Below are 23,801 nucleotides of genomic sequence, written 5' to 3'. Positions count from 1 at the left end.
AGAGCCCGCCGCAGGCCTCGCCGCCGACGCTAAGGGTTCCAGTTGCTGGAAGGTCAAGCTCGATCGAAGGCTGGAGCCGCAAATTCCGCAAGATGGATCGTAGTGGCCCCGGCCGCGTTCATCCGCGGGGATGCAACCAGCCGTTTCATCGAGCAGAGGCCGCATCATGCTCATCCAACCGATCGATTATTTCCTCGTTGCCTGGTTCGTGCTCGCGGCCGCTTCGACGCTCTATGTCGGGTTCGACCAATACCGCAACAATCCCGAGCCGGTGGTGATGAAATGGGGCTTCATCCTGGTGACGCTCTATATGGGCCCGCTCGGCCTGCTGCTTTATGTGCTGGCCGACAAGGAACCGCGCCCCGGCGAGCATGAGGCCTTCACAAAGCCTCTTTGGAAGCAGGGCGTCGGCTCGACCATTCACTGTGTCGCCGGCGACGCCACCGGGATCATCCTTGCCGCGGTCGTCACCGCCACGCTCGGCCTGCCGATGTGGCTCGACCTCATCGTCGAATATCTCGCCGGCTTCGCCTTCGGCCTGTTCATCTTCCAATCGCTGTTCATGAAATCGATGATGGGCGGCAGCTATTGGGAGAATGTGAAGAAGAGCTTCCTGCCCGAGTTCATCTCCATGAACTTCATGATGGCCGGCATGGCGCCGGTCATGAGCTTCCTGATGATGGGCCGCGACATGCGCGCCATGGAGCCCACCGAACTTCTGTTCTGGGGCGTGATGTCGCTGGGCGTCATCGCCGGCTTCACGCTGGCCTATCCCGCCAATGTCTGGCTGGTCGCGCACGGCCTCAAACACGGGCTGATGACCGAGCGCCCGCAACAGGCCGAAGCGAGCGGGCACGGCCATGCCCGGCAGGGCCACGAACCGGCGGGCGAACAGCGCGCCGCCGGCCATCACATGCGCTCTGACGCGACCACACCGCAAATCGCGGCGCTCGGTACGGTGTCTGCGCTCGCCTTGGCGATCGGCATGGCGGCGCCTGCGAACTGGCTCAACCTCAGGCTCTCGGTCCGCGACGTCGGCGGAGTGATCATGCCTCAGGGCATGATCATGGACCGTGACACGTCGGCCGATACCATGCGCGACATGGCGGCGGCCGATCCTCGGCTGGTGAGCGCGTCTTACGGTCTGGCTGCGAAGGGCGACCAAGACCTGCCGTTCCGCATGGAAAACGGCGTGAAGGTGTTCGATCTCAGGCCGTCGGTGATCCGCTGGCACATCCTGCCGGACGTGACGGTCGACGCCTATGCCTACAACGGTCAGATTCCGGGCCCGCGCATCCACATCCGTCAGGGCGACCGGGTGCGCATCAACGTCACCAACGCCTTGCCGGAGGAAACAACGGTGCACTGGCATGGCCTGATCCTGCCCAATCAGATGGACGGGCCGGCCGAGATCACCCAGGCGCCGATCAAGCCCGGGCAGACCTATTCCTACGAGTTTACCGCCACCCAGCACGGCACTTACTTCTATCATCCGCATGCCAAGCCCGACCGCACTCAGGCACTCGGCCTTTATGGCGCGCTGATCATCGATCCTGCCAATCCCGCCGACGAGGTCGCCGCCGACCACGACTATGTCATCGAGCTGCAGGAATGGCTGGTCCGCGAAGGCCTGACCTATCCATCGATGCCGATGGACGGCGGCATGCCGAATTTCTTCACCATCAACGGCAAGGCCTATCCGTCGACCGATACGATTCATATGAAGGTCGGCGAGACGCTAAAGGTCCGCTTCATCGGCACCAACAACGGCTTCATACACCCGATGCACATCCATGGCGGCCCGTTCGAAGTGGTCGCCCGCGACGGCGAGACGATTCCCGCCGCCGCACGTTTTCTTGCCGATACGGTCAATGTCGGACCGGGCCAGCGATATGACGTCGTCTGGACAGCGAGGCGTCCGGGCAAGTGGCTGATTCACTGCCACATCCCGCATCACACCACGAATAACAATGCCGAGGAGAAGGGCGGCGGCGGTCTGATGGTCGTCATCGACGTTCGCTGATGAAGACCGAACCGTCGGTCGGCTACATTGGGACCGAACGGAGCACCGAAAAGCTTCTGCCGACAAACAGCCGAGCTTCGCGGTTCATTGGCGCAAAGACGTCGGCGCGGCGCTGCGAGCGGCCGGCGCGCAATGGAACATTCCACCGCCGCCGGGGTTTCATGTTCTCTGTCGCGGCTGGCCAGCTCCGTTGGGCAGGGTCGGTCGGCCCAGCTAGCTTGGAGGCGTCGCCATGACCCACTATCCGCGCAGCACGGCAAGCATCGGCGGCCATCCGATCCATCCGATGCTGATCCCCTTTCCCATCGCGTTTTTCGTCGCCACCTTGGTCTGCGACCTGATCTTCTGGCGAACGGGCAATCCCGGTTGGATGACAGGCTCGCTGTGGCTTCTCGGGGCCGGTCTGATCATGGCGGCCCTGGCCGCTGTTGCCGGCCTGACTGATGTGCTGGGCGATGACCAGGTCCGCAATCTTCGGGATGCATGGCTTCACGCCGGCGGCAATGTGATTGTCGTCCTGATCGAGCTCTACAACTGGTATTCGCGCTATGTTCATGGCGAGGCTGCGGTCATTCCGAGCGGTCTAATACTGTCGCTGCTCGTGGTCCTCATTCTTCTGTTCACCGGATGGAAGGGCTGGGAGATGGTCTATCGCCACCATGTCGGTGTCGCCGACAGCCCTGACGAACGGCGCTGACGTTTCCGGCTTTGTCGCTGCTCGGTCGGCAACCAACCCCACGGTAACGGCAAGGCCGCGAGAGTCGGTTGGCGTTCAGATCGCCCGCAGTCAGCGGGTGGCTTTTTAGGGCGATCCTCGCAATAAGGAGACCGCGCCGGCCGGCGGCACTCCCCAAAACCTGGTCCAAAGGTTCTGCGACTGGCTTGTTCCGCAATTCTTCAGATCGTCGCATTTTGACCCCAATCGGCCTCTAGCCGGCTGGAGATGCTGCGGTTCCAGCCTTCACGTTTTCTTGACAGAGGCCGGAAAAACGGGCAGCAAAGCGGGTGAGGAAGAGCATTTTTACCGTGGCATAGATCATGGAGGGCTCTTTTTTCGTATGGACCGTCGCCAAATCGGCGATTGGTGGAGGGATTGGTTAACCAACTTTGTCCATCTTTTGAATCAATCGGCAACAGACGCGTGAAGGTGCAGGGGGCACCAGCGAACTGTGATCGTGACGGGTGCCAGGTCCGCAAACCGGCATGCCGATTGAGAGTGGTCGTATGGCGTTTTTGCGTTTGAAGAACCGGGGTGACGCTCCTCATGGGGGGGTAACTTCGCAAAAGTCTGGTCATCGTTGGGTCGTGGTGCCTGCTGTCGGCGCCGCCCTCGTGCTGTGGTCCGCCGCCACCTTGGCGGGGCTCCATTCGGTGAGCGCCTCGCTGACCGCCGCTTCCAACGGATTGCCGCAAGGCCTGCTTTCGCCGCGCAACATCGCGCTTGGCGACCAGCGCCGGCAGATCGCCAACGCCTGGGCGCCGCACCTTGCCGTCAATGGCGGCTACAAGGCAGGCTCGCTCACCGGCGGCTGCGACTCCGGCTGCTTCAGCCTCGCGACAAGCTTCAGGCATGGCGGCCAAGCTCCTGAAAAATTGAAGAAAGAAGGCCACGCCGGCAAGACGGCGCGCCTCAAGCTGCCGGCGCCGGATAGCGTCGCGCATGAAAACGTCGTGGCGGCTTCGGCCGCCGGGGCCGTCGACCGCTTCGACGGCGTTGTAAAGCGCGCCGCGCTTTCGCCGCAAAAGCTTGCCGATGCCTTTGCCCGCGCCGAGAAGGCGCCGTTCCTGCTGGCCAGCCTGCCTTCGGCGAGCCGCTTCGGCGGCGCGCTGCCGGGAGCCCCGGCGGAAGCCCGCTTCGGTTCGCGGCCGGCCGAAATCGCCGGCGCTTCCGACTTGGCGCTGGCGCTTGCCAACATAGCGCCGGAGGACACGGCCGACCTTCCGACCGCCGTCGCGCTCGAAAACGCCGACGCGCCCGATGTCGCCGCCAAACCGGACAACGGCAAGGATGGCGCCTACCAGGTCGCCTCGCTGCCGCCGCAGGACGATCTGCCCGACACCATTGCCGTGCCCGGCCTTCGCCCGCGCGCCACGCTCGAACGCGCTACCGAAGCGCCCGAAGAAAACGCCGCCAGGACGCAGAAGCCCGAAACCGCGAAGCCGCAGGTTGCCAAGGCCAAGCCGCGGCCGGCCGCTGCCGATATCGCGCAAGGCGCACCGACGGCGGTCTCGCCGAGGAACGGCGACCAGGCCCTGCCGGGCGTGACAGACTCGAAACAGCTCGTGACCGACTCCAAGCCAGGCAAGCGCAAGGCACAGGCGTCCGAGATGCTCGCCTATGCCAAGCCGGACACGCCGGAGCGCGGCGGACTCGGCAGCGCGTTCCGCAACCTTTTCAATGGACCCACGACGGGCAATGGCGTTGCCGTCTACGATATTTCGGCGAGGACCGTTTACATGCCCGACGGCTCGAAACTGGAAGCGCATTCAGGGCTGGGCTCGATGGTCGACCAGCCGCGCTTCGTCAACCGCAAGAATGTCGGCCCGACGCCGCCCGACACCTACAATCTGTCGATGCGCGAGTCGCGCTTTCACGGGGTCGAGGCAATCAGGCTCACGCCGACCAGCGGCAACAACAAATACGGCCGCAACGGCCTGCTTGCGCACACCTATATGCTGCGCGGCGGCCGTGCGGAATCCAATGGCTGCGTCGTCTTCAAGGACTATCACCGCTTCCTTGCCGCCTACAAAAACGGCAAGATCAAGCGTCTCGTCGTCGTCCCGCGCCTCACAAGCTCCCCCACCCGGGTCGCCCAGGAAGGCCGCCAGGGTTAAACCCTATCCGGCCGGCGAGCTTGTCGCCGGCACTGGCCGATCCCCACTTGCCGATCCGAAGGGCTTCGCGCCGATCCGCGCGGATGCTTGGTATGTCATCGCCGCTTCGAATAGCGACGCGATCGCGACCTCAACCGAGGACGCGATAACGACCCTTCCCAGAAGATAGATATGGCGCAGCCCGGGCTTGCGGCAAGCCCCCGGCCATGGCGTATCAACGCTGCTCCGAAAAACGACACGGAGCATGGAATGCGTATCTTGTTATCGACTTATGGCTCGCGCGGCGACGTCGAGCCTTTGGCGGCGTTGGGCGCAGCGTTGCAGGCGCATGGCGTCGAGGCCAAGGTCAGCGCGCCGGGCGACGAGGAGTTTGCCGCCCTTCTGGCCCGCGCCGGCGTGCCGCTGGCACCGGCCTTCGCGCCGGTGCGCGAATGGGCGAAGGAAATGGTCAACCGGTCGCGATCGGCCTCGCCCGAGGACCGGGCCCGGCTCATTCCCGGCCAGGCGGCCGAGATCGTCGCCAGGCAATATGAGGCGCTGAGCGCGGCCGCCGAAGGCTGCGATGCAGTGGTGGCGTTCGGCCTCTTCCCGTCCTGCGCGGCCGCGCGGCTGGTCGCGGAACAACGCGGCATGCGTTACATGCTCGGCACGTTCTGCCCCATCTGGCTGCCCTCGCCGCACAACCGGCCGCATGAATATCCGGGCCATCCGCTGCCGGCCGGCGTGACCGACAACCGGCTGCTGTGGGAGCTGGACATCCGGACCAAGAACGCCCTCTTCGGCGAGGCGATCAACGGCCATCGCGCATCGCTCGGACTGCCCCCGGTGGAAAATGTCCGGGACTATGTCTACGGCAATCCCGTCCTGCTCGCCTGCGATCCGACGCTGGGACCTTGGCCAGGCTCGGACCTGATCGACGCCGTGCAGACCGGCGCCTTCATCCTGCCGGACGAGCGGCCCCTCCCCGACCGGCTCAAAGCCTTCCTCGATGCCGGCCCGCGGCCGGTCTATGTCGGCTTCGGTTCCATATCGGTCGCGAGCGAAGCCGGCCCCGCCGCCATTGAGGCGATCCGCGCCAAGGGCCTCCGTACGGTGCTCGCGCATGGCTGGGCAGAGTTGGCCCCCGTCGACGATCGCGACGACTGCTTTGCCGTCGGCGAGGTCAACCAGCAGGCGCTGTTCGGCCGCGTCGCCGCCGTCATCCATCACGGCGGCGCCGGCACGACCGTCGCCGCCGCACGGGCGGGAGCGCCGCAGGTGATCGTGCCGCAGATCGGAGACCAGCCCTATTGGGCAAGACGGGCGGCCGAGCTGGGCATCGGGGCCGCGCATGACGGCCAGGTGCCGACGGCGCAGTCGCTGTCGGCGGCGCTGGAGACGGCGCTGGCGGCCGGCGCCCGCGCGAGCACTATCGCCGGCATGATCCGCACCGACGGCGCCAAGGCAGCGGCGAGACTGCTGGTCGAATTGCTCGGCCAGCCCGGCCGGTAAACTCATTGCGTCGTCAGTTCAGCCAGCGCCCGTTGCAGGGGCGCTGGCGAGACCTGGATCGGGCCTGAGAACGGGCTGTCCATATCGACGATCAGATAGATAGCCGCGGCGACCAGCGCCCCGGAAACGAGGCAGGTGAAGACGATGGTGCCGTTGCGCGGCGCCCGGAAGCCGAAGCTGGCGAAGATCAGCGTCAGCCAGGCGACGAGCAGAACGATCAGTGGCGCGGGTATGGCGCCCTCGGACTGTTCGGCCAGTATCCAGCGCTGCTCGATCAGCTTCTGCAGTTGCTGTGTCGCGGCCTGTTGTGCGGCGGTCTGCCTGGCATCCGCCGGCGTCAATCCCGCCAGAATGTCGCCGACCTGATTGAGCAGCAGTTCCGCCAGCCTGTTCGGGACGACGGTCGTGTCGCTGTCGGCGGCAGAGGTGTCGACGACGCGCTGGACGTATGCGGTCAGCGATTGCCGGGCGCTGTCCGCTTCCGGTCCGTAACGTCGAAGCGTACGATCAAGCAGGATGAGATCGGTGGCGAAGGTGTGGACGTTGCCGTTGATGGCCTCGAATGTGTTCTTGGCTGAATTGATCATCAGGCCGAGCATAAGCGACGACATCACCACGAACAGGTTCGCGGCAAGCCGCACCACTGCGCTGGTGTCGTCCTGAAGGTGGTGAGCAGGGAAACGCTCGTGCACCATCAGGCTGACCAGCGAGGCCCCGGCCAGACAAGCAAAGATCGCTGCGCCTACAAGCACTTCGCCCATGGCCAATATTGCGCACGGGAAGGGAAGCTTGCCAATCGGCCTCGCGAACTCATCATCCAGCGCGAAGCAAGGAGCGTGGCGGCGCAGACCACAGGATGATGACTCCGCCGGCATTCACCGCATTGCGAAAACCGCTTCCAATGCCGGGCGAAGGCGCTATCTATGGCGCGGGGCGGCTCCCAATCACTCACGAGGCAATCCATGACAATTCGCGCTGTCGTCTGGGGCGAGAACATCCATGAGCGGACCAATGAGGTGGTGGCCTCGATCTATCCGGAAGGCATGCACGCGACCATTGCCACGGCGTTGAACACCGACGCAGGCATATCAGCCTCGACCGCGACGCTGGAGCAGCCGGAGCACGGCCTGCCGGAATCCCGCCTCGCGGAAACCGACGTGCTGGTCTGGTGGGGCCACAAGGACCATGGCGCGGTGGCCGACGAAGTGGTCGAACGCGTTGCGAAGCGCGTCTTCCAAGGCATGGGGCTGATTATCCTCCATTCCGGCCATTTCTCGAAAATCTTCAAACGGCTGATGGGTACGCCCTGCACTTTGAAATGGCGCGAGGCCGGCGAGCGCGAGCGGCTCTGGGTGACGAGCCCCAGCCACCCCATCGCCGAAGGCGTCGGCGAGTTCTTCGAGCTCGAGAACGAGGAGATGTATGGCGAGCAGTTCGCCGTGCCCGAGCCGCTGGAAACCGTCTTCATCTCCTGGTTCCAGGGCGGCGAGGTGTTCCGCTCGGGCCTGACCTACCGGCGCGGCGCCGGCAATGTCTTCTACTTCCGCCCCGGACACGAAACCTATCCGTCCTATCACGACGCCACCGTGCAGAAGGTGCTGCGCAATGCGGTGAAGTGGGCGCACAACCCGCAAGGGGCGAAGCCCGCCATCCTCGACGCGCCGAACGTGCCGGTGGAAAAGGCGCTGGAGCCGATCGAGGAGCGCGGGCCCAGGCTGCATGCGCATGGCGAGGCCGGCTTCCGCTAAAAAGCGCCTCTCCGCTTCGTTTGGGATTGCGCCAAAACAGCGCCCGGGTCACATTCTCCCCCCGTTATTGAATCGAACCAAATCGCTCAAAGGGACAAAAAATGCGGCTTTTGATACTCGGCACCGGCTGGATGGCGCAGGAACATGCCCGCCGCTTCGGCGCGATCGAGGGCGTCGAGATCGTCGGCGCCGTCGATGTCGATGCGGCCCGCGTCGGCGAATATGCCGACGCCTACAAGATCCCGAAGCGCTTCACCTCGCTGGAGGCGGCGCTCGACTGGGGCGATTTCGACGCGGTCGCCAATGTCACGCCCGACCGCATCCATCATCCGACCACCATGGCGCTGGTCGCCGCCGGCAAGCCGGTACTGTGCGAGAAGCCGCTGGCGGAAAATTTCCGCAAAGCTAGCGAAATGGCCGATGCCGCAGAATCCGCCGGCATCGTCAACATGGTCAACCTCACCTATCGCAACGTCGCCGCGTTGCAGAAGGCGCGCCGGATGGTGCAGGCCGGCGAGATCGGCACGGTGCGCCATGTCGAGGCGTCCTACCTGCAGAGCTGGCTGGTGTCGAAATTCTGGGGCGACTGGCGCACCGATCCGAAATGGCTGTGGCGGCTGTCGCGCGGCCACGGCTCGAACGGCGTGCTCGGCGATGTCGGCATCCACATCCTCGATTTCGCCAGCTATGGCGCGGCGCTCGATATCGACCATGTCTTCTGCAGGCTGCGCGCCTTCGACAAGGCGCCAGGCAACCGCATCGGCGAGTACCAGCTCGACGCCAACGACAGTTTCGCCATGACGCTCGACTTCGCCAACGGCGCCTTCGGCGTGGTGCATGCCAGCCGCTGGGCCACCGGCCACATCAACGAGTTGCGCCTGCGCATCCATGGCGACAAGGGCGGGATCGAGGTGGTGCACAATCTCGACGGCTCGATGCTCAAGGCCTGCGTCGGCGACAATGTCGAGAACGCCAAATGGGAAGAGCTCGACGCCGGCACCGTCCCGACCAACTACCAGCGCTTTGTCGAGGCGGTGAAGAGCGGCGCGCAGACCGAGCCGACCTTCCGCCACGCGGCGGGTCTGCAGAAGGTGCTGGATCTTGCCGTTGTGTCGGATGAGAAGCGCGCCGAGTTGAGGGCCATCGCGGATACGCAGTAGCGCTTTCCTCGCCCCCGCCAAAGGCGGGGGAGAGGTGTCCGCGAAGCGGACGGAGAGGGGGTCTCCGTAGGGCGCTCCCCCTCTCCGTCTCGGCTTCGCCGAGCCACCTCTCCCCCACTTCGTGGAGGCGAGGAACAAGATCACCGAGCGCGGTAAATCGCCACCGCCGCAGCCACCAACGCGGCGTTGCCGTCCGCCACGCTTCCATCCGGCAATTCCTTGCCGTCCTCCAGCCCGACCCGCGTCGACAACTTCCGCGCGGCCGCCCTTTCCACGAATGGCCAAACCGTGGCGTTCTCGCCGTGCAGCAGGATGGAGCGGCGGATGTCGGCGCGTTCCAGCACAGTCTCGATGCCATCTGCCACGGCAAAGGCTTCATCCAGCGCCTGCTCGGAAATCTCGACCAACACGCGCAGCACCCGCCCGCCATGGTCGAGACCGACGAGACGCTCGGCGTCGGCAATGGAAGCGAGCCCGGCTTCGATGGCGATGCCGCGCTGGCGCAGGCTTTCCATGACGACGGGCGCCGCCGTCTCGCTGAGATTGACCGAGGCATAATCGGGCAGCTCGCGCCAGCCGGAAATGGCAACCAGCGTGCGCAAATCGTCCTTCTCGATCCAGGCGCCGGTGGAGACGCCGATCAGCGTGCCTGGACAGGCGCGGCGGAGTGCTGCGACCGTGCTGTCCATCGCCTGCGGCGCCAGGCTCTCCCGACCATCGGCGCTGCGCGCGTGCACGTGCAGCTCGGCTGCGCCCGCCGCGATCGAGGCGGCGGCGTCGCGCGCCATCGCCTCGGGATCGAGCGGCAATGCGGGGTGGAAGCCAGCGGCTCGGGCGCCGTTGATGCAGGCCTGGACGATCATCGTTGCGGCAATCCTGTTTCGGCTGGCCGGAGCCTAGCGTAGGGCCAGGATGATCGGAACGGATATGACGAAGTCTCCTGACAAGCCGGGACTGCAAAAGAAATATCTCCCTGGCCCGACCGGCCAGGGCGTAGGCGTTCCCCTTCTGGAATTTCGGAGCTTCGAAATCCGTTACGCCGGCACGCGCTTCAGCGCCTGCGCCATGCAGTGAATGCCGCCGCCGGTCTTGGAGATTTCGCTCATGTCGACAGCGGCGACCTCAAAGCCGCGCGCCTTCAGCTGGCCGATCAGCGTCTTGCTCGACGTCGGCGCGATCACCCTGTCCTTGCCGAGCGACATGAAGTTGCAGCCGAGCGCCATCGTGTCCTGGAAGGGCACGTCGATGATCTCGTGGCCCTTTCCCTTCAGCCAGTCGACAATGCCTGGCTCGGTGCAGGCGAGGCAGACGGCGGTGAGCTTCTCGGCGATCGGCACCACCATCAGATCGATATGGACGTAATATTCGTCGATGAAGGCGAGCCGCGTCTCCCAGCCTTCCTTGTCGAACCAGGCCTGCACCTGACGCGCGCCTTCTTCCTGCGTGCGGGCGCCGCCGCAGCCGATCAGCACCACGCCCTCCTCGATGACGTTGAAATCGCCGCCCTCGAAGGTGCCGGCAGTCACCATGTCGTAGATCGGAATGCCGAGCTTTTCATAGGTACGGATGGCGGCGTAGTTCTCGCCGCGCCGCCACCAATTGGCCATGGCGGTGATGAAGGCGCCATAGGGAGTCATGACGCTGGAATCGCGCGAATAGACCTGCATCGGCAGCTCCGGCGTCGGCTCGTGCCAGTGGATGTTGACGCCGAAATGCTCGTAGGCAGCGACAAGGTCCTTATGCTGCGCCTGCGCGATCTGGATGTTGCAAGGCGCCTCGCGCAGATGCTTGCGCGAGAGCGAGCTGGTCGACAGGTGGCGCAGGAAGTTCGGCGAGCCGAGCAGCACGTCGGTCAGCACATCGGTCTCGTTGGCAAAGCCCCAGGCGGTCAGCGGCTTGGTGCCGCCATTGGGGTTGCGGCGCTGCAGCGAGAACGGCTCGGCGACGATGCGGTCATGGACAGTCATGGTGTTCTCCTCTGGATTGTTCTGTTGACGGTCATGCGGTGGAGGCGGCCGGGATCCACCAGTCGCGCCCGCGCGGCGTGGTGACATATTCGGGCCAGCGGAAGTTGATCGGCGGTTCGTAGTCGCAGAGCGGCGCGATCCAGTTCGAGCCGCCGACGCCGCCGCCGGTTCGCTTGACGAACTCGTCCATCGCGGCCTCGCGCGCGGCCTTGTCCTCGAGCAAGCGCAGGGCGGTGAGCGCAATCGTCTTGGCGGCGCAGGTGACCATCGGGTCGATGGTCGCCGGAATGCCGCCCAGCGCGTTCATCACCCAGGACGGATAAGCATGGCCCTTGGCCGCGCGCAGCGCCGGACGGGCGACATAGAAGCGCGACGTCGGCGCATGCCAGCTCATGTCGGTGTAATCGTCCGAGGTGGAGTTCACCTGCGAGGGCGGCAGGTCGCGGCGCAGGATCGCCTCGGCGTCCTGCGGCGAAATCAGCCGCTCCAATTCGTCGATGAACGGGTTCTCCGTCGCCTCGCCGCCGGCATTGACCTGGACCTCGCGGGCGATCGCCCTCGCCTCCTCGCTCCAGCGCGGCGCGCCGACGATCGAGAGTGACTGATAGGTGATGCCGGCCATGGCGTGGTTGGCCAGCCCCGGACGCGACTTCGACACCCAGTGGCGCTCGTAACGGCAGCCGCTCATCTTCGCCGCGGCTTCGGCGTTGCGGTCGAGAACGGCGGTCACCTGCTCGGCCATGGCAATGGTCGGCACGCGGATCATGTACTGGATCTCGGCAAGGCCGGCCGGAAGGTTGTCGGCGGTCGCTTGCCCTGCCGTCAGGATCGCCTCGCTGATCGACCAGCCGCCTTGATGCGTCAGCATGGAATCGCGCAGCGCCTTGGAGGCCATGTACATCATCATCAGCGCGTCATTGGCGCCGGGCGCCCTGACCGCCGAATGCGCCTGCGGGATGGGTGTTGCGTCGCTGGCGCGAACCCAATTTTCCGGCTCGTCGCAGACGAAGCGATAGATCATCGAATAGGCGGCGCCGCAATGCGTGTCCCAGCGCGCGGTGTTGCAGAGCGGCAGCATGTAGAAGGGATGGAAGGAGATCATGCCGGCAAGGCCGTCATAATAGCCCTTGGCAGCATGGATAGGCTTGGAGCCCCGCACCTTCTCGGCCGGCTCGCCGGTGAAGCGCAGCGTGCCTTTGATGCCGTGCTCCAGCATCGCCGCCTTGGTGGCCAAAAGCCCGCCGAGGCTGCCGATGCCGAGGCCCGAATGCGGATCGGTATGGCCACCCGCCTCCTGCCCAAGGCCCGGCCGCGCGCGTTTCACCGTCGCTGCGTCCTGGCAATTGCCGGGCACGGCGTCGTATTCGCCATACATGCCGATCACGGGGCCGTCGCCATTCGTCCAATGGGCGCAGAAGGCAGTGGGCATGCCGCCCGAGCCTTCCTCGATCGAAAAGCCTTCGCGCTTCAGCCGATCCACATACCAGGCCGCCGACTGGTACTCGCGCCAGGCGGTTTCGCCAAAGTCGAAGATGGTGCGCGTCCAGGCCGAGAGCAGCGGCTGGATGCTGTCGATGCAGGCTAAAGCGGTTTCTTGCGCCGAGGTCGTCACCGGTTTGTCCATGCCTAAAAGAAAGCAGTGAAGCCGCGCATCAAAAAGTGATATGTTTTCCCGGCTCGTGCAAATTCGGTTCACCTGAGGCCTCTTGCGAATACCATCCACGCAGGCGCTGCGCGCCCTCGACAGCTTTGCCCGTCACGGCAGCGTCTGGCGCGCCGCCGACGAACTCCACCTCACCCGCAGCGCGGTTTCGCATCAGCTGAGGCTGCTTGAGCGCGACCTCGGCTTCGATCTCCTGCAGCGCATCGGCAAGGGCGTGGCGCTGACGCCGCGCGGCCAGCGCTACGCGGCCGACGTCCGAAAGGCGCTGACCGTGCTTGGCGATGCGAGGACTCAGAACAGCGGCGCCGGCGTCGGCGGCTCCTTCGCTATCTCCTGCCCGCCGGGCTTCGCCTCAATGTTTTTGTGCACGCATATCGGCGAGTTCCAGCAGATGTACCCGGACGTGACGCTCTCGGTGCTCACGCCGCGGCGGCTCGACGATGTCAGCAATCCGGATGCCGACGCCTTCATCGCCTTCGGCGTCGGCAACTGGCCGAACCGGGCGGTGGAACTGCTGTGCGAGGTCTCCTTCACGCCGCTTTGCAGCCCGAGACTGCTCAACAAGGTCGGCGGTTTTTCCAAACCCGCCGACGTGCTGCGCGCCAACCTCCTGCATCTTTCCGACACCGAGGACTGGGCGCGCTGGCTGGCGCTGTCCAAGGTGGAAAATCCCGATACCGAAGGCGGCATCTTCTTTTCCGATATGAATCTGGTCTTTTCGGCGGCAATCGCCGGCCAGGGGATTGCGCTCGGCGACGAGCTGACCGGCCGCCAGGCGCTGAGCGAAGGCCGGCTGGTCAAGCCGTTCGAGGCGACCGTCCCGTCGCCGCGCTCCTATTTTCTGGTCTTCGAGCACGCCAAGGCGGGGCACCCGGTGCTCAATGCCTTCGGCGACTGGCTGAGGGCGAAGCTGTCGGAGAGCAGCCTGGCTAAGTATTGAGATTGGCGCTGCCGCGTCGCCGCTCCGCACCACGCGTGAATCAAATTTGCCGATCAGGCGAAAACTATTCGGTTGCGGTGAGCCGCAGCCGTGCCTACGATTTGGCTTGACGGTGAGGATAGAGGCAGGATGCAGCAACCCGGCCGGGCCGCAGAGATCAAGGCGAACGGGATCGGCAAGAGCTTCGGCTCGTTCCGGGCGCTGGATAATCTGACGCTCGATATCGGCCGCGGCGAATTCCTGACGCTGCTCGGACCATCCGGTTCCGGCAAGACCACCTTCCTGATGATCCTCGCCGGCTTCGTGCAGCCGAGCGAAGGCAAGCTTTTCAGCGACGGTGTCGACATCACCAACCGGCCGGCCGAGCAACGCGCCGCCGGCATGGTGTTCCAAGGCTATGCTTTGTTCCCGCATATGAGCGTGGAACAGAACATCGCCTTCCCGCTCAAGGTGCGCAAGAAATCCGCCGCAGAGATCAAAAGCCGTGTCGGCGAGATGATCGAACGCGTCGGACTGAAGGGTCACGAGAAGAAGCTGCCGGCGCAGCTTTCCGGCGGCCAGCAGCAGCGTGTGGCGCTGGCCCGCGCGCTGGTATTCGAGCCGGGCGTGCTCTTGCTCGACGAGCCGTTCTCGGCGCTGGACAAGAGCCTGCGCGGCCAGATGCAGGCCGAGATGAAGCGGCTGCACCAGGAGACCGGCACCACCTTCGTCTTCGTTACGCACGACCAGAGCGAGGCGCTGGCGCTGTCGTCGCGCGTCGCCATCTTCAATCACGGCAAGCTGTTGCAGGTCGGCAGGCCTGACGAGGTCTATAACCGGCCGACCAACCGCTTCGTCGCCGAGTTCCTGGGCGAGATCAACATGCTGCCGGTGAAAGGCGTGCGCCCCGCCGACAATGGCGCGACCGGGCTCTGCGAAGACCGCGCGGTCAACATGCGCTGCAAGGCCGAGGCGATCAAAGGCGACGCCATCCTCGCCATCCGCCCCGAAGACATGTCGATCGCGCCGGAAGCGTTCGCCAACCAAAACGGCATCGCGGCGACCGCTGTCGCCTCGACCTATCTCGGTGCCGCGACCAAGCTCGACCTCACCACGCGCCAGGGCGCCAAGGTCACCGTATCGGTGCCGAACGAGGTCGCGGCCGCGGCGCTGAGCAAGGGCAATTCCGTCTGGCTGACCTGGCCGGCGGAGAAGGGCTTCCTCCTTCCGGACGGAGGACAATAAGCACCCGCCGCCGCGGCCCGAAATCGCCGCGCCGGCTTCCGGTTCAATCAACGACAACAAGGGGAACTGACATGACGAACGAAACCAAGAAACAAACAATCGAATCCCTCGCCGAGCGGACCAGGCGCGGTGAGATCTCGCGCCGGCAGTTCGCGCAGCTTGCGGGGCTCGTGCTCGCCGGCACGCCGATGCTTTTGCGCTCGACCGGCGCTCAAGCCGAGACCAAAGGGCTGGTGCTGGTGAACTGGGGCGGCGACGCCATAACGGCTTACGATGCCGCTTACGGCCAGGCCTTCACCAAGGAAACAGGCATCCCGGTCAAGATGGACGGCTCCGGCCCGACCGAAGGTGCTATCGCCGCGCAGTACAAGAGCGGCGCGCCGACCTGGGACCTGGTCGACGTCGATCCGTTCTCGGCCATCACACTCGGCGGCCAGGGCGTGCTCGAGCCGATCGACTACAAGGTCGTCGACAAGAGCAAGATGCGGCCGGGCTTCGGCTGGGAATATGCGGCTTCCACCTATTTCTTCTCCTATGTGATCGCCTACGACTCGCAGAAATTCGGCTCCAACGCGCCGACCGGCATGGCCGACTTCTTCGACGTGAAGAAATTCCCCGGTAAGCGCTCGCTCTACAAATGGGGCGTGTCGAGCTGGGAAGCGGCGCTGCTGGCAGACGGTGTGGCACCCGCCTCGCTCTATCCGCTCGATCTGAAGCGCGCGCATGACAAGATCGCCGCCTTCAAGGAAAACGTCGTCTCCTATTGGGGCGGCGGCGCCGAAAGCCAGAGCGTGCTGCTCAACGGCGAGGCTTCGATGGCGATCGTATGGTCGACCCGCGCCTCGTTGATCGAGCAGGACTCCGGCGGCCAGATCAAGTTCATCTGGGACCAGGGCCTGATCTCGCCCGGCGCGCTGGCGGTGCTGAAGAACAATCCCGGCGGCAAGGACGCGGCGATGAAGTTCATCGCCAGCACCCAGGATCCGCAGAAGGAGCTGGTGATGTTCGACAAGCTCGGACAGGGCCCGGCCAATCCGGCGGCCGATGCGCTGATCCCGGCCGACAAGAAGCGCATCAACCCGGTCGATCCGGACAACATGAAGAAGCAGATCCCGCTCGACATGGAGTGGTACGCCAAGAATTACGGCGCCGCGCTCGACGAATACACCAAGATCATCTCGGCCTGATCAGGCCGAGATTTCTGACCGATGAGAGGCCCCCTCTCCGACAGGATGGGCGCGGCGCTGTTGATGGCGCCGCTGCTCCTGTTTTTGATCCTTGCCTATGCCTGGCCCTTCCTCGGCGTGGTGAAGTGGAGTTTTACCCTCCCAACGCCAGGCCTCGGCCAGTACCACGCTTTGCTCACCGATGATCTGGTGCAGTCGGTTTTCATCCGCACGCTGCGCATCGCGGCGATTGTCACTGTGGTCTCGGTCACCGCCGCCTATGCCATCACCGTGGTCTGGGTGCGCGGCAGTCCGGTGCAGCGTGTGCTGGCCGAGTTCTGCATCCTGGTGCCGTTCTGGATCTCGGTGTTGACGCGCGCCTTCGGCTGGGTCGCGCTGCTCTCCAACCGCGGCCTGATCAACACCTGGCTGCAATCGGTCGGCTTCATCTCGGAGCCGCTGACTTTGGTGCGCAACGAGTTCGGCGTCATCGTCGGCATGTCGCATTTTCTCATCCCTTTCGCGGTGTTCCCGCTGGCATCCGCCATGCGCAGCCTGGACGAGCGCGTGCTGCTTGCGGCGCGCGGCCTCGGCTCCAGCCGCATGCGCACCTTCTGGACGGTGTTCGTGCCGATGACGCGCTCCGGCATCATCGGCTCGGCGCTGATCACCTTCGTCTTCTCGCTGGGCTTCTTCGTCACGCCGGCAATCCTCGGCGGCGGCCGCAGCGTGATGATCGCAGAGCTGATTTATCTGCGCATCTTCCAGAGCCCGGACTGGGGGCTGGGCGCGGCGATCAGCGTCGTGCTGGTGGTGTTCGTCGGCGCGCTGATGGCGCTGCTGTTCCGCTACGTCAAACCGAAGCAATTGGTGTAGCAGAGATGCCGACCTACCGCCCCGGCCCCGTCTCGCTGCTCCTCGCCGTGCTGGTGGCACTCTTCCTGCTGATGCCGCTGCTTGCCGTCATCCCGGTGTCGCTGACGCCGAGCCGGATGCTGACCATGCCGACGGGTGAACTGTCGCTGCGCCACTACCGCTCGCTGATCGAGGATCCGCGCTGGGTTGAGTCCATCCTGCTGTCGCTCAGGATCGGCATCGTCAGCAGCATCCTTTCCACCGCGCTTGCCCTCACCTTCAGCCTCGGCGTGTGGATGTTCCAGCCGCGCTTCACTGCCGCCCTTGTCGGCTTCGTGCTGTTGCCGATGGTGGTGCCGCCGGTGGTCTCGGCGGTGACGCTCTATTTCCTGCTCACCTCGGTTTCCGGCATCACCTCCTTCTTCGGGTATGATACCTGGCTGGGCGTCGCCATGGCGCATTCGGTGATGACCGTGCCTTTCGCCACGGTGCTCATCCTCGTGTCGCTCAGCCAGATCGACCGGCGCATCGACCTTGCCGCGCGCGGGCTCGGCGCCAGCGTGTGGGAGCGCGCGACGCGCGTCATCATGCCCAACGTCAAGTTCGGCATCGTCACCGCGGCGCTGCTCTCCTTCGTGCTCTCCTGGGAGGAGATCGGCGTGACGCTGTTCATCACCTCGGTCAACGCCATCACCCTGCCACGCCTGATGTGGATGGGCCTGCGCGACAACATCGACCCGGCGATCGCCGCGCTCTCGGTGATCCTGATCATTATCACCGTGCTGGTGCTCGCCCTGCGCAGCATCATCACAAGGCAGCGCGGCGCACGCTAGAGCGCGGCGTCGGCGGGCGGCAAGGCACATCGTCGGCCCGAAACGAAAGAGGCCCGCCGGAGCGGCGAGCCTCTTACGGAGCCGAAGTGGAAGCTTGGCGCCGTCATGATCCGGGGGTGTGGATCGACTCGAAATTTAGCCAACAGCGCCCGATCAGGCGACTTACAAATCTGTAATGTTCGGCTGAGCCAGACCCCGCTCATACACAAAAATCATTTACTATCAGCCGCCTGCAGCGGAAATCGGACGTCCAAGCGTCGCCTCTCAAACAAACGTGATGAACCGCCCGGCGAGCGGTATGGCAGCAGCGGTTCAAGGAATGTGGGCGGGTCACGATGCGGCCGCTTGCACGCGCCATGGAAGTGCACGCCGGACGAAGGCCCCCCGGCCTCGTCCGTGCGTGCCAGTCTGTTCAGGCGGCTTGCGGCCGCCGCATCCTTTCGACCAAGGCCTGCCTTGCCGGTCCGGCAAGCGGCTTGTCCGTCGTCAGCAGGCCATCGAGCAGTGTCAAAAGCTCGCGCGCTGCCGAAGACTTGCAGGAATAATAGACCATCTGACGATCGCGGCGGGTTTCGACAAGACCAAACCTGCGCAGTTTGGCCAGGTGTTGCGACAGCGCCGACTGGCTGAGTTCGACCTTGTCGGCGAGCACGCCGACCGAGAGTTCGCCCTCAGCGAGGTAGTTCATGATGAGCAGACGCTTCTCGTTGCCCATCACCGCAAGAAAGGCTGCCGCGCTTTCTGCGTTGGCGGTAAGTTTCTTGGTGACCATCGATTTCCCCATGGTTCATGCTCTTCCGAAGGCCACGGGGGCAATGGCTTCGGAGTTCCAGAGCGTTGACGGGCCTGCCCCGATTTGGACGGGACCTGCCCTGCTTCTTTTCGACCAGAACCCCTTCGTAACCCGGTTGCCACCACGTCGGGGTTGCTGGTCTCGGACAGAACGCACGGCGCTTTTCTCGACGCAAGTCAATGCAGACTCGGAAAAATTCCGTGCTGCTAATGCGTATCAGCGCAGCGCTCATTCGGCAAGAATATAACGAGGCCGGGAAAAACAGCGGTCAGCCGCAGCCGCGAAAGCAGGCCGGCCGAGGCGCCTGACCAAAGAGGCCTGCGGCTATGTACCAGCGACTCACTCCCGATCTTGAAGCATGCTAATATGTTAGCCGGGGCAGAGAGGGGCCGGGCTATAGGAGGAAGCCATGACCGCTGTGCGCAACACATTCACCCCTGACGAGACGGCCATGCTTGGCCGTGTCTACGCGAACGGCAATATCGAGGGCGAGACCGCCGAACAGAAGGAAGCGCGCGCTTCGCGCATCATCGCCAATTACATGGCGGGTATCACCGACGAGGCGGAATTGATGGAGCTTTCGCGGCGGCCGCTTGGCAGATGAGCAGCGTGCGCCGCCTTCGTGAGACGGCTTCACGTTAAGTTGACGTTCCGGATCGGAACCACGCGGCAAAATTTCGTGTTCCGACATATTTCGGGAGAGCTTTCGCGATGATCCAGGGATGGTTTTCCAGGCCGGTCGAAGTCGCCGTCGGCGTTTCCGGCTCTATCCGGCATATATCCAACGCGGAGCAAGCCGTCGAACTGCTGACCGGCCAATGGCGCGATGCCGGCAGCGCGCTGCATGGCGCGGCACTGCGCGCCTGCCGCCGGGCGATCCGCGGCGACATCGCGGCGGACAACGCCAGGGAGGCCTTTATCGTCGCCGCGCGCGAGGCGCATGTGCTGGTGGAATAGAGCGTTCCAAGGCCTTTGGTCGCGCGATTCAGCGGCCCGGATTGTGCGCCAGCCGGTGCCTTTGAGCCGGTCTGAACGCGGCCTGTCGCCACCTTAAGATTCTTCGGAACCTAATGCGCGATGGTTGGTTAACGCGCGGGTTCCGCATCGCCTCGCGAACCTGCATCGGGCGCCCATCCGGCGCCGATTGCTTGCTCTAAAGACAATCACAAGAACGGAGGAAGTGATGAACGATGTCTGGTTTTCCGAACCAGTCGTGATCGATTTCCAGCCAAACGGCCAGCGCAAGGTATCAAGCTGTTTCGAGGCGATGGAATGCCTCGACCAGCGCTGGCCGGGGCCGGCGCGCGGCGGCGCCTGGCGCTCGGCAAGCCGTGTCTGCCGCGATGCGCTCGACGGCCTGCGCAGCCCGGTGGAAGCCCGCAAGACACTGCGCAAGGCGGCCAAGGTCGCCGGCCTGCTGGCGTAGCCCTCGACTTTCCAATGGCGTCCCGCCGGGGGCGTCACCAAGCCCGTCGCGGTTTCCCATTGCCGCGGCGGGCTTTGTTTTCAATGAGGGCGAAGCGACGCCTGATCAGGCGAAATCGCCAAGCACTTCGGGAAACTGGACCGCCATTGCTCCTTCATCCGCCTGCCGGGCGTAGAGCCGATGCATCTTCGTGCCGTCATATCTGGCCCGGCGGCGCTGCACGTCCTTGCCGAAAAGACCGGCAACAGCATCGAAGCGCCGGAAGAAGCGCTTCATCACACCGCGCTCGAAGGGTATGCGCTGCTCGAACGGCTTGCCCCAAGGCGTGTCCTTTGCCAGGTCGCGCCATATCCTGAGAGCTTCAAGTTCGACGCCGACCTGATTGCCCCACGGCTTACCGCCCGCGAAATGCCTGGCCCAGGCTTGCGAGAAACGAAACTCTCTCGTTCCAAGCGATTGCAAATTCCAGTTGGGATGCATCGTCTGCCACTTGCCCTCGAAGACGACGTTCAGGGCATTTTGATCGTTCATCTGGCCTTCGACGGCGAGTCTCCGAGCCTCCTGCATGAGTCCCTGTTCGCGCACCGGCGGCATATTGAAGACGATGATGCCGGCATTGAAGTACGGCGCGCCCGGCTGCATGGACATCTTTTGCCGATAGGCTGGCCGGAAATACATGTAATCGTCATGCGCTGCGAGCAACGCGGCCTGAATAGGCTGCCCCACAAGGTCGGCAATGTCCCGGTTGAAAAGCACGTCGCAATCGATGTGCGCTATGCGGTCGTAAGGTGCAAACTCCGCAAACTGGTCGACAAAGAGACGGATGAACGTCGCAACGCTGCCCGGGCGAAAGCGGTAGCCGGATGCGGCCATGGATTCCGTTACATCAACAACTCGGACGCGATCTTTCAACAGCCGATCGGCGATGCTCTTGTCGGCGTCGCTCGCGCCGAGATGAAGAATGAAACCGTCCGTCGGTTTTTGTGCAACATCCAATATCCGGCGCGCCGCCAGGCAGGCATAAGGAAAGTACCCGGCGTCAGCCGCTATGAAAAAACATGATTTCGTCATCGCTGCCGTCTACCCCGACCGATTGAGGGCGGTGCCTGCCACAAAATGCTTCGCGACGAAAGCTTCGATGGGGCCAGTGAGCATGGCCGCCTCGCGTTTGACCTTGTCATCGTCCCAATGCCACCATTGGATCGCCTGCAGCTTCGAGATGATCTCTTCGGGAAAGCGGTATCTGATCAACCGAGCAGGAGACCCGCCGACGATCGCATAGGGGGGCACATTTTTGGTGACGACGGCCCCGGCGCCGACGATTGCACCGTCGCCGATCTCCACCCCTGGCAGGATCATCGCGCCATTGCCGATCCAAACGTCGTTGCCGATGGTGATGCCGGCCGGCTTGCCCCCATTGGGGATCGGCTCGGGCTGCTTCAGCAATCGGCTGTAGATTGGAAACGAGGTTGCGCTCTCGGTCGGGTGCTGGCCGGAGCACATGAAAAGCACCCGCCCGGCAACAGAGCAGAAGGCTCCGATTGTCAGCGGAGCGTCCTGCGAGGAAAACATGATCTTCTGCCGTTTCACACCGTAAGTGTGACGGCCAACGGTCACATGCTCCGGCAGTTTGGAACGGACTTCCCTCAGCCATTTGGAAAATGTCGACATCGCAAACCTCCCCTAGCCCATCAGCGACATAGCCGTACATAAGCCGAAGTAGCAAGCGCGAGGTCAGTGACGGGTCGCTCCTTTGCACCAGGTAACGAATCGAACGACTGTACCTTCCCGTCGCGTCGTGAAGGCATGGTTGATACTCGATCCAGCCAAGATTATACCCGCTTCGGTCAAAAGGCGGGTGGACTGTGTTACAGGAAAGTTATCTCGAATTCATACTGCGCTGGCATCTGTACCGCAGGTGGCATCGTCCGCCGCGCCCGAAGCGACAAGCCGAATTCAACTTTCATCAATTGATGAAAGCCACCTCCCCAAACGGCTTGTTTATCGATCTTGGCGCCAATGTCGGCGACGTCACGCGGCACGCCCTCAGCTATGGCATGAAGGTAATAGCTTTCGAGCCCGACCCAACCGCGCTCAAAATGCTGACGCGCCGGTTCGGCGACGACAAACGGGTGACGATCATTCCCAAAGCAGTTGGCGGGTCAGCGCGAAAGGCTACTCTCCATCAGAGACCGGACACTCAAAACATCCGAATGACAGAGTGGTCATCCCTATTCGAGGTGCCCGCACATGCGAAGGGAAGCGCTTTTGAAGTCGAAGTCGTCGATTTGGTGGAATTCCTGAAAGCAATTCGCGACCCCATTGCTATTGTGAAAATGGACATCGAGGGTGCCGAGGTGGAATGCATCGAGGCCATGCTGGACGAAGGAATCTATCGTTCGATAGGCCGCATCTTGGTCGAGACCCACGAGAGGTTGTCCCCCGATCTGGACGTCAGGATCCGAGCGCTTCGCGAACGCATTTCGCGAGAGAATATCGCTAATATCGATCTGGATTGGGGCTGAAGCAAAGCCCCAAACGCCTGCTGGTGGCTAAGCCAGCGTACCGCTCCAAGCTGCTTGATTTTCCAGCGATGCCGGGCAAAGAAAACATCGGGGCACAGCTATTGCGAGACAGCTTTGGCATTCAAACCGCTCGTTGACAGACTGAGCCGAAGCCGGACGGTTATCCGGTTAAGGGCGCTCAGGAACCAGGTGGTCTACAAGGTCTTCGAGCATCGCGGGCGCGCATCCGGGCGTCTTCTTGCGAAGGAATTGCAGGAGGCCGGAGTCTCGCGCGTGTGCGTCACGGTCGCCTTCAACGTGCCGTGGGTGATCGACGCGTTAACGAAGGCGTGGGAAATGCAACCGCCAGGAATGACCTTGGTCGTCGTCGACAATTCGACGAAGATTGCGGCAAGGGAGGTCATTGCCAATGTCTGCAAGATGCGCGGCGTGCCCTATCTTGCCCTGCCGATGCGGGTCGAAAAGCACCTGTCGAGATCGCACGGAACTGCAATCACATGGGCCTTCCACAACATCGTGCGCCACCTCAAGCCGGAGCTCTTCGGCTTCATCGATCATGACTGCTTCCCGGTAACGCCGTTCGACATTCCGTCCAAGCTGGACGGCAAAGCCGTATATGGCCGCAGGGCGTACGGCACCGAAAATCACGTTTACAAGGCCAAGCCGGGCGATCAGCACTGGAATTTATGGGCAGGCTACTGCTTTTATCGGTTCTCCGCCGTGGCCCATCGCAAGCTGAACTTCGAGCCGCGCTTGAACCTCGGCCTCGACACCGGCGGCGCAAACTGGGCGGTTCTCTATTCGAAACTCGCCGAGGCGGATGTCGCCGTCGCAACGCTGGAACAGCGGCCGATGACATTGGCGGGCGCGGTCGGGCGGCATGAGTTTATCGACGGCGCCTTCTTTCACCTCGCCGGCGTGTCATACCCGGAAAGGCCAGGATATCACCATCGAACGATGGAGCACCGGGAAATGCTTCGGGACTATGTGTGGAACACTTATCTCGGCGGCCCCGCCGGCCAGGCCGTGAGCGACTTCTGATCGGATCCGGAGCCGGCCGGATCTCATAAGCCACGTGCCCTTCCCGAGAGATGGGTGACAGTTCATTCCGGATAGATGGGTTACACTTTTGGCCCTTTGCAAGGAGAGCAA

The 23,801-nt window shown here is 63.7% G+C and carries 23 protein-coding genes; 16 read left to right on the top strand and 7 right to left on the bottom strand.

What is annotated here, in order from left to right:
* The first annotated feature begins 166 nt into the window (after window positions 1–166).
* The 4 genes from LB523_RS23275 to LB523_RS23260 all read left to right on the top strand — a co-directional run bounded on the left by LB523_RS23275 (window position 167) and on the right by LB523_RS23260 (window position 6,349).
* On the top strand, window positions 167–2,023 hold the full coding sequence (locus LB523_RS23275; protein WP_224607317.1) for a DUF4396 domain-containing protein: 1,857 nt from the start codon (window positions 167–169) through the stop codon (window positions 2,021–2,023).
* Between the two features lie 232 nt (window positions 2,024–2,255).
* Window positions 2,256–2,720, top strand: a complete 465-nt coding sequence (locus tag LB523_RS23270; protein ID WP_224607315.1) for a DUF2231 domain-containing protein — start codon at window positions 2,256–2,258, stop codon at window positions 2,718–2,720.
* A gap of 527 nt (window positions 2,721–3,247) precedes the next feature.
* Window positions 3,248–4,858, top strand: coding sequence for a tlde1 domain-containing protein (locus LB523_RS23265; RefSeq protein WP_411966491.1), 1,611 nt, complete (start codon window positions 3,248–3,250; stop codon window positions 4,856–4,858).
* Window positions 4,859–5,107: 249 nt separating this feature from the next.
* Window positions 5,108–6,349 carry a glycosyltransferase gene (locus LB523_RS23260; RefSeq protein ID WP_224607310.1) on the top strand — a complete coding sequence of 414 codons (1,242 nt, stop codon included), beginning with the start codon at window positions 5,108–5,110 and terminating at the stop codon, window positions 6,347–6,349.
* Window positions 6,350–6,351: 2 nt separating this feature from the next.
* Here the strand turns inward: LB523_RS23260 and LB523_RS23255 are convergent, their stop codons facing one another.
* Complete coding sequence (locus LB523_RS23255) at window positions 6,352–7,110, bottom strand: DUF4239 domain-containing protein (protein WP_224607307.1); 759 nt, start codon at window positions 7,108–7,110, stop codon at window positions 6,352–6,354.
* A gap of 201 nt (window positions 7,111–7,311) precedes the next feature.
* Here LB523_RS23255 and LB523_RS23250 point away from each other — a divergent pair, with 201 nt between their 5' ends.
* Both LB523_RS23250 and LB523_RS23245 read left to right on the top strand, forming a co-directional pair.
* The gene (locus LB523_RS23250; RefSeq protein WP_224607304.1) at window positions 7,312–8,097 is read left to right on the top strand and encodes a ThuA domain-containing protein; all 786 of its coding nucleotides are present in this window, start codon (window positions 7,312–7,314) and stop codon (window positions 8,095–8,097) included.
* A gap of 101 nt (window positions 8,098–8,198) precedes the next feature.
* A complete protein-coding gene (locus LB523_RS23245; RefSeq protein ID WP_224544000.1) occupies window positions 8,199–9,257 on the top strand; it encodes a Gfo/Idh/MocA family protein in 1,059 nt (352 codons plus the stop codon).
* A gap of 140 nt (window positions 9,258–9,397) precedes the next feature.
* Here the strand turns inward: LB523_RS23245 and LB523_RS23240 are convergent, their stop codons facing one another.
* The 3 genes from LB523_RS23240 to LB523_RS23230 all read right to left on the bottom strand — a co-directional run bounded on the left by LB523_RS23240 (window position 9,398) and on the right by LB523_RS23230 (window position 12,848).
* Window positions 9,398–10,120 (bottom strand): 3-keto-5-aminohexanoate cleavage protein, encoded by a 723-nt coding sequence (locus tag LB523_RS23240; protein ID WP_224544001.1) that lies wholly within the window; start codon window positions 10,118–10,120, stop codon window positions 9,398–9,400.
* 171 nt (window positions 10,121–10,291) lie between these two features.
* On the bottom strand, window positions 10,292–11,224 hold the full coding sequence (locus tag LB523_RS23235; RefSeq protein WP_224544002.1) for a dimethylarginine dimethylaminohydrolase family protein: 933 nt from the start codon (window positions 11,222–11,224) through the stop codon (window positions 10,292–10,294).
* A 31-nt stretch (window positions 11,225–11,255) separates the two neighbouring features.
* Window positions 11,256–12,848, bottom strand: a complete 1,593-nt coding sequence (locus LB523_RS23230; protein WP_224607301.1) for an amidohydrolase — start codon at window positions 12,846–12,848, stop codon at window positions 11,256–11,258.
* An 82-nt stretch (window positions 12,849–12,930) separates the two neighbouring features.
* Here LB523_RS23230 and LB523_RS23225 point away from each other — a divergent pair, with 82 nt between their 5' ends.
* The 5 genes from LB523_RS23225 to LB523_RS23205 all read left to right on the top strand — a co-directional run bounded on the left by LB523_RS23225 (window position 12,931) and on the right by LB523_RS23205 (window position 17,905).
* Window positions 12,931–13,827, top strand: coding sequence for a LysR substrate-binding domain-containing protein (locus LB523_RS23225; protein ID WP_095767109.1), 897 nt, complete (start codon window positions 12,931–12,933; stop codon window positions 13,825–13,827).
* Between the two features lie 129 nt (window positions 13,828–13,956).
* A complete protein-coding gene (locus LB523_RS23220; protein ID WP_224607298.1) occupies window positions 13,957–15,051 on the top strand; it encodes an ABC transporter ATP-binding protein in 1,095 nt (364 codons plus the stop codon).
* Window positions 15,052–15,122: 71 nt separating this feature from the next.
* Entirely contained in the window at window positions 15,123–16,238 is a 1,116-nt protein-coding gene (locus LB523_RS23215) for an ABC transporter substrate-binding protein (RefSeq protein ID WP_224607295.1), read from the top strand.
* A gap of 21 nt (window positions 16,239–16,259) precedes the next feature.
* On the top strand, window positions 16,260–17,093 hold the full coding sequence (locus LB523_RS23210) for an ABC transporter permease (protein WP_095767106.1): 834 nt from the start codon (window positions 16,260–16,262) through the stop codon (window positions 17,091–17,093).
* Window positions 17,094–17,098: 5 nt separating this feature from the next.
* The gene (locus LB523_RS23205) at window positions 17,099–17,905 is read left to right on the top strand and encodes an ABC transporter permease (RefSeq protein ID WP_224607292.1); all 807 of its coding nucleotides are present in this window, start codon (window positions 17,099–17,101) and stop codon (window positions 17,903–17,905) included.
* A gap of 412 nt (window positions 17,906–18,317) precedes the next feature.
* On the opposite strand, the gene LB523_RS23200 is transcribed toward LB523_RS23205, so the two are convergent.
* Complete coding sequence (locus LB523_RS23200; protein ID WP_095767198.1) at window positions 18,318–18,677, bottom strand: ArsR/SmtB family transcription factor; 360 nt, start codon at window positions 18,675–18,677, stop codon at window positions 18,318–18,320.
* A 430-nt stretch (window positions 18,678–19,107) separates the two neighbouring features.
* Between LB523_RS23200 and LB523_RS23195 the strand changes: the two genes are divergently transcribed.
* From LB523_RS23195 to LB523_RS23185, 3 genes are all read left to right on the top strand, one after another.
* On the top strand, window positions 19,108–19,302 hold the full coding sequence (locus LB523_RS23195; protein WP_140541087.1) for a hypothetical protein: 195 nt from the start codon (window positions 19,108–19,110) through the stop codon (window positions 19,300–19,302).
* A gap of 107 nt (window positions 19,303–19,409) precedes the next feature.
* Window positions 19,410–19,655 (top strand): DUF982 domain-containing protein, encoded by a 246-nt coding sequence (locus LB523_RS23190; protein ID WP_095767103.1) that lies wholly within the window; start codon window positions 19,410–19,412, stop codon window positions 19,653–19,655.
* 226 nt (window positions 19,656–19,881) lie between these two features.
* A complete protein-coding gene (locus tag LB523_RS23185) occupies window positions 19,882–20,124 on the top strand; it encodes a DUF982 domain-containing protein (protein WP_095767102.1) in 243 nt (80 codons plus the stop codon).
* 105 nt (window positions 20,125–20,229) lie between these two features.
* Here the strand turns inward: LB523_RS23185 and LB523_RS23180 are convergent, their stop codons facing one another.
* Both LB523_RS23180 and LB523_RS29410 read right to left on the bottom strand, forming a co-directional pair.
* Window positions 20,230–21,195 (bottom strand): glycosyltransferase family 8 protein, encoded by a 966-nt coding sequence (locus LB523_RS23180; protein ID WP_224607289.1) that lies wholly within the window; start codon window positions 21,193–21,195, stop codon window positions 20,230–20,232.
* Between the two features lie 9 nt (window positions 21,196–21,204).
* Entirely contained in the window at window positions 21,205–21,795 is a 591-nt protein-coding gene (locus LB523_RS29410; RefSeq protein WP_318011990.1) for a CatB-related O-acetyltransferase, read from the bottom strand.
* Between the two features lie 194 nt (window positions 21,796–21,989).
* On the opposite strand from LB523_RS29410, the gene LB523_RS23170 reads away from it, so the two are divergent.
* Together LB523_RS23170 and LB523_RS23165 are read left to right on the top strand one after the other, a co-directional pair.
* Window positions 21,990–22,649, top strand: coding sequence for an FkbM family methyltransferase (locus LB523_RS23170; RefSeq protein ID WP_141245332.1), 660 nt, complete (start codon window positions 21,990–21,992; stop codon window positions 22,647–22,649).
* Between the two features lie 189 nt (window positions 22,650–22,838).
* The gene (locus LB523_RS23165; protein ID WP_224607287.1) at window positions 22,839–23,690 is read left to right on the top strand and encodes a hypothetical protein; all 852 of its coding nucleotides are present in this window, start codon (window positions 22,839–22,841) and stop codon (window positions 23,688–23,690) included.
* The last annotated feature ends 111 nt before the right edge of the window (window positions 23,691–23,801 follow it).

It is taken from the genome of Mesorhizobium sp. ESP-6-4, from assembly GCF_020164735.1.
Taxonomy (GTDB): Bacteria; Pseudomonadota; Alphaproteobacteria; order Rhizobiales; family Rhizobiaceae; genus Mesorhizobium.
Note: the sequence above shows the minus strand (reverse complement) of the source record. Positions and strands in the feature narration are given on the sequence as shown.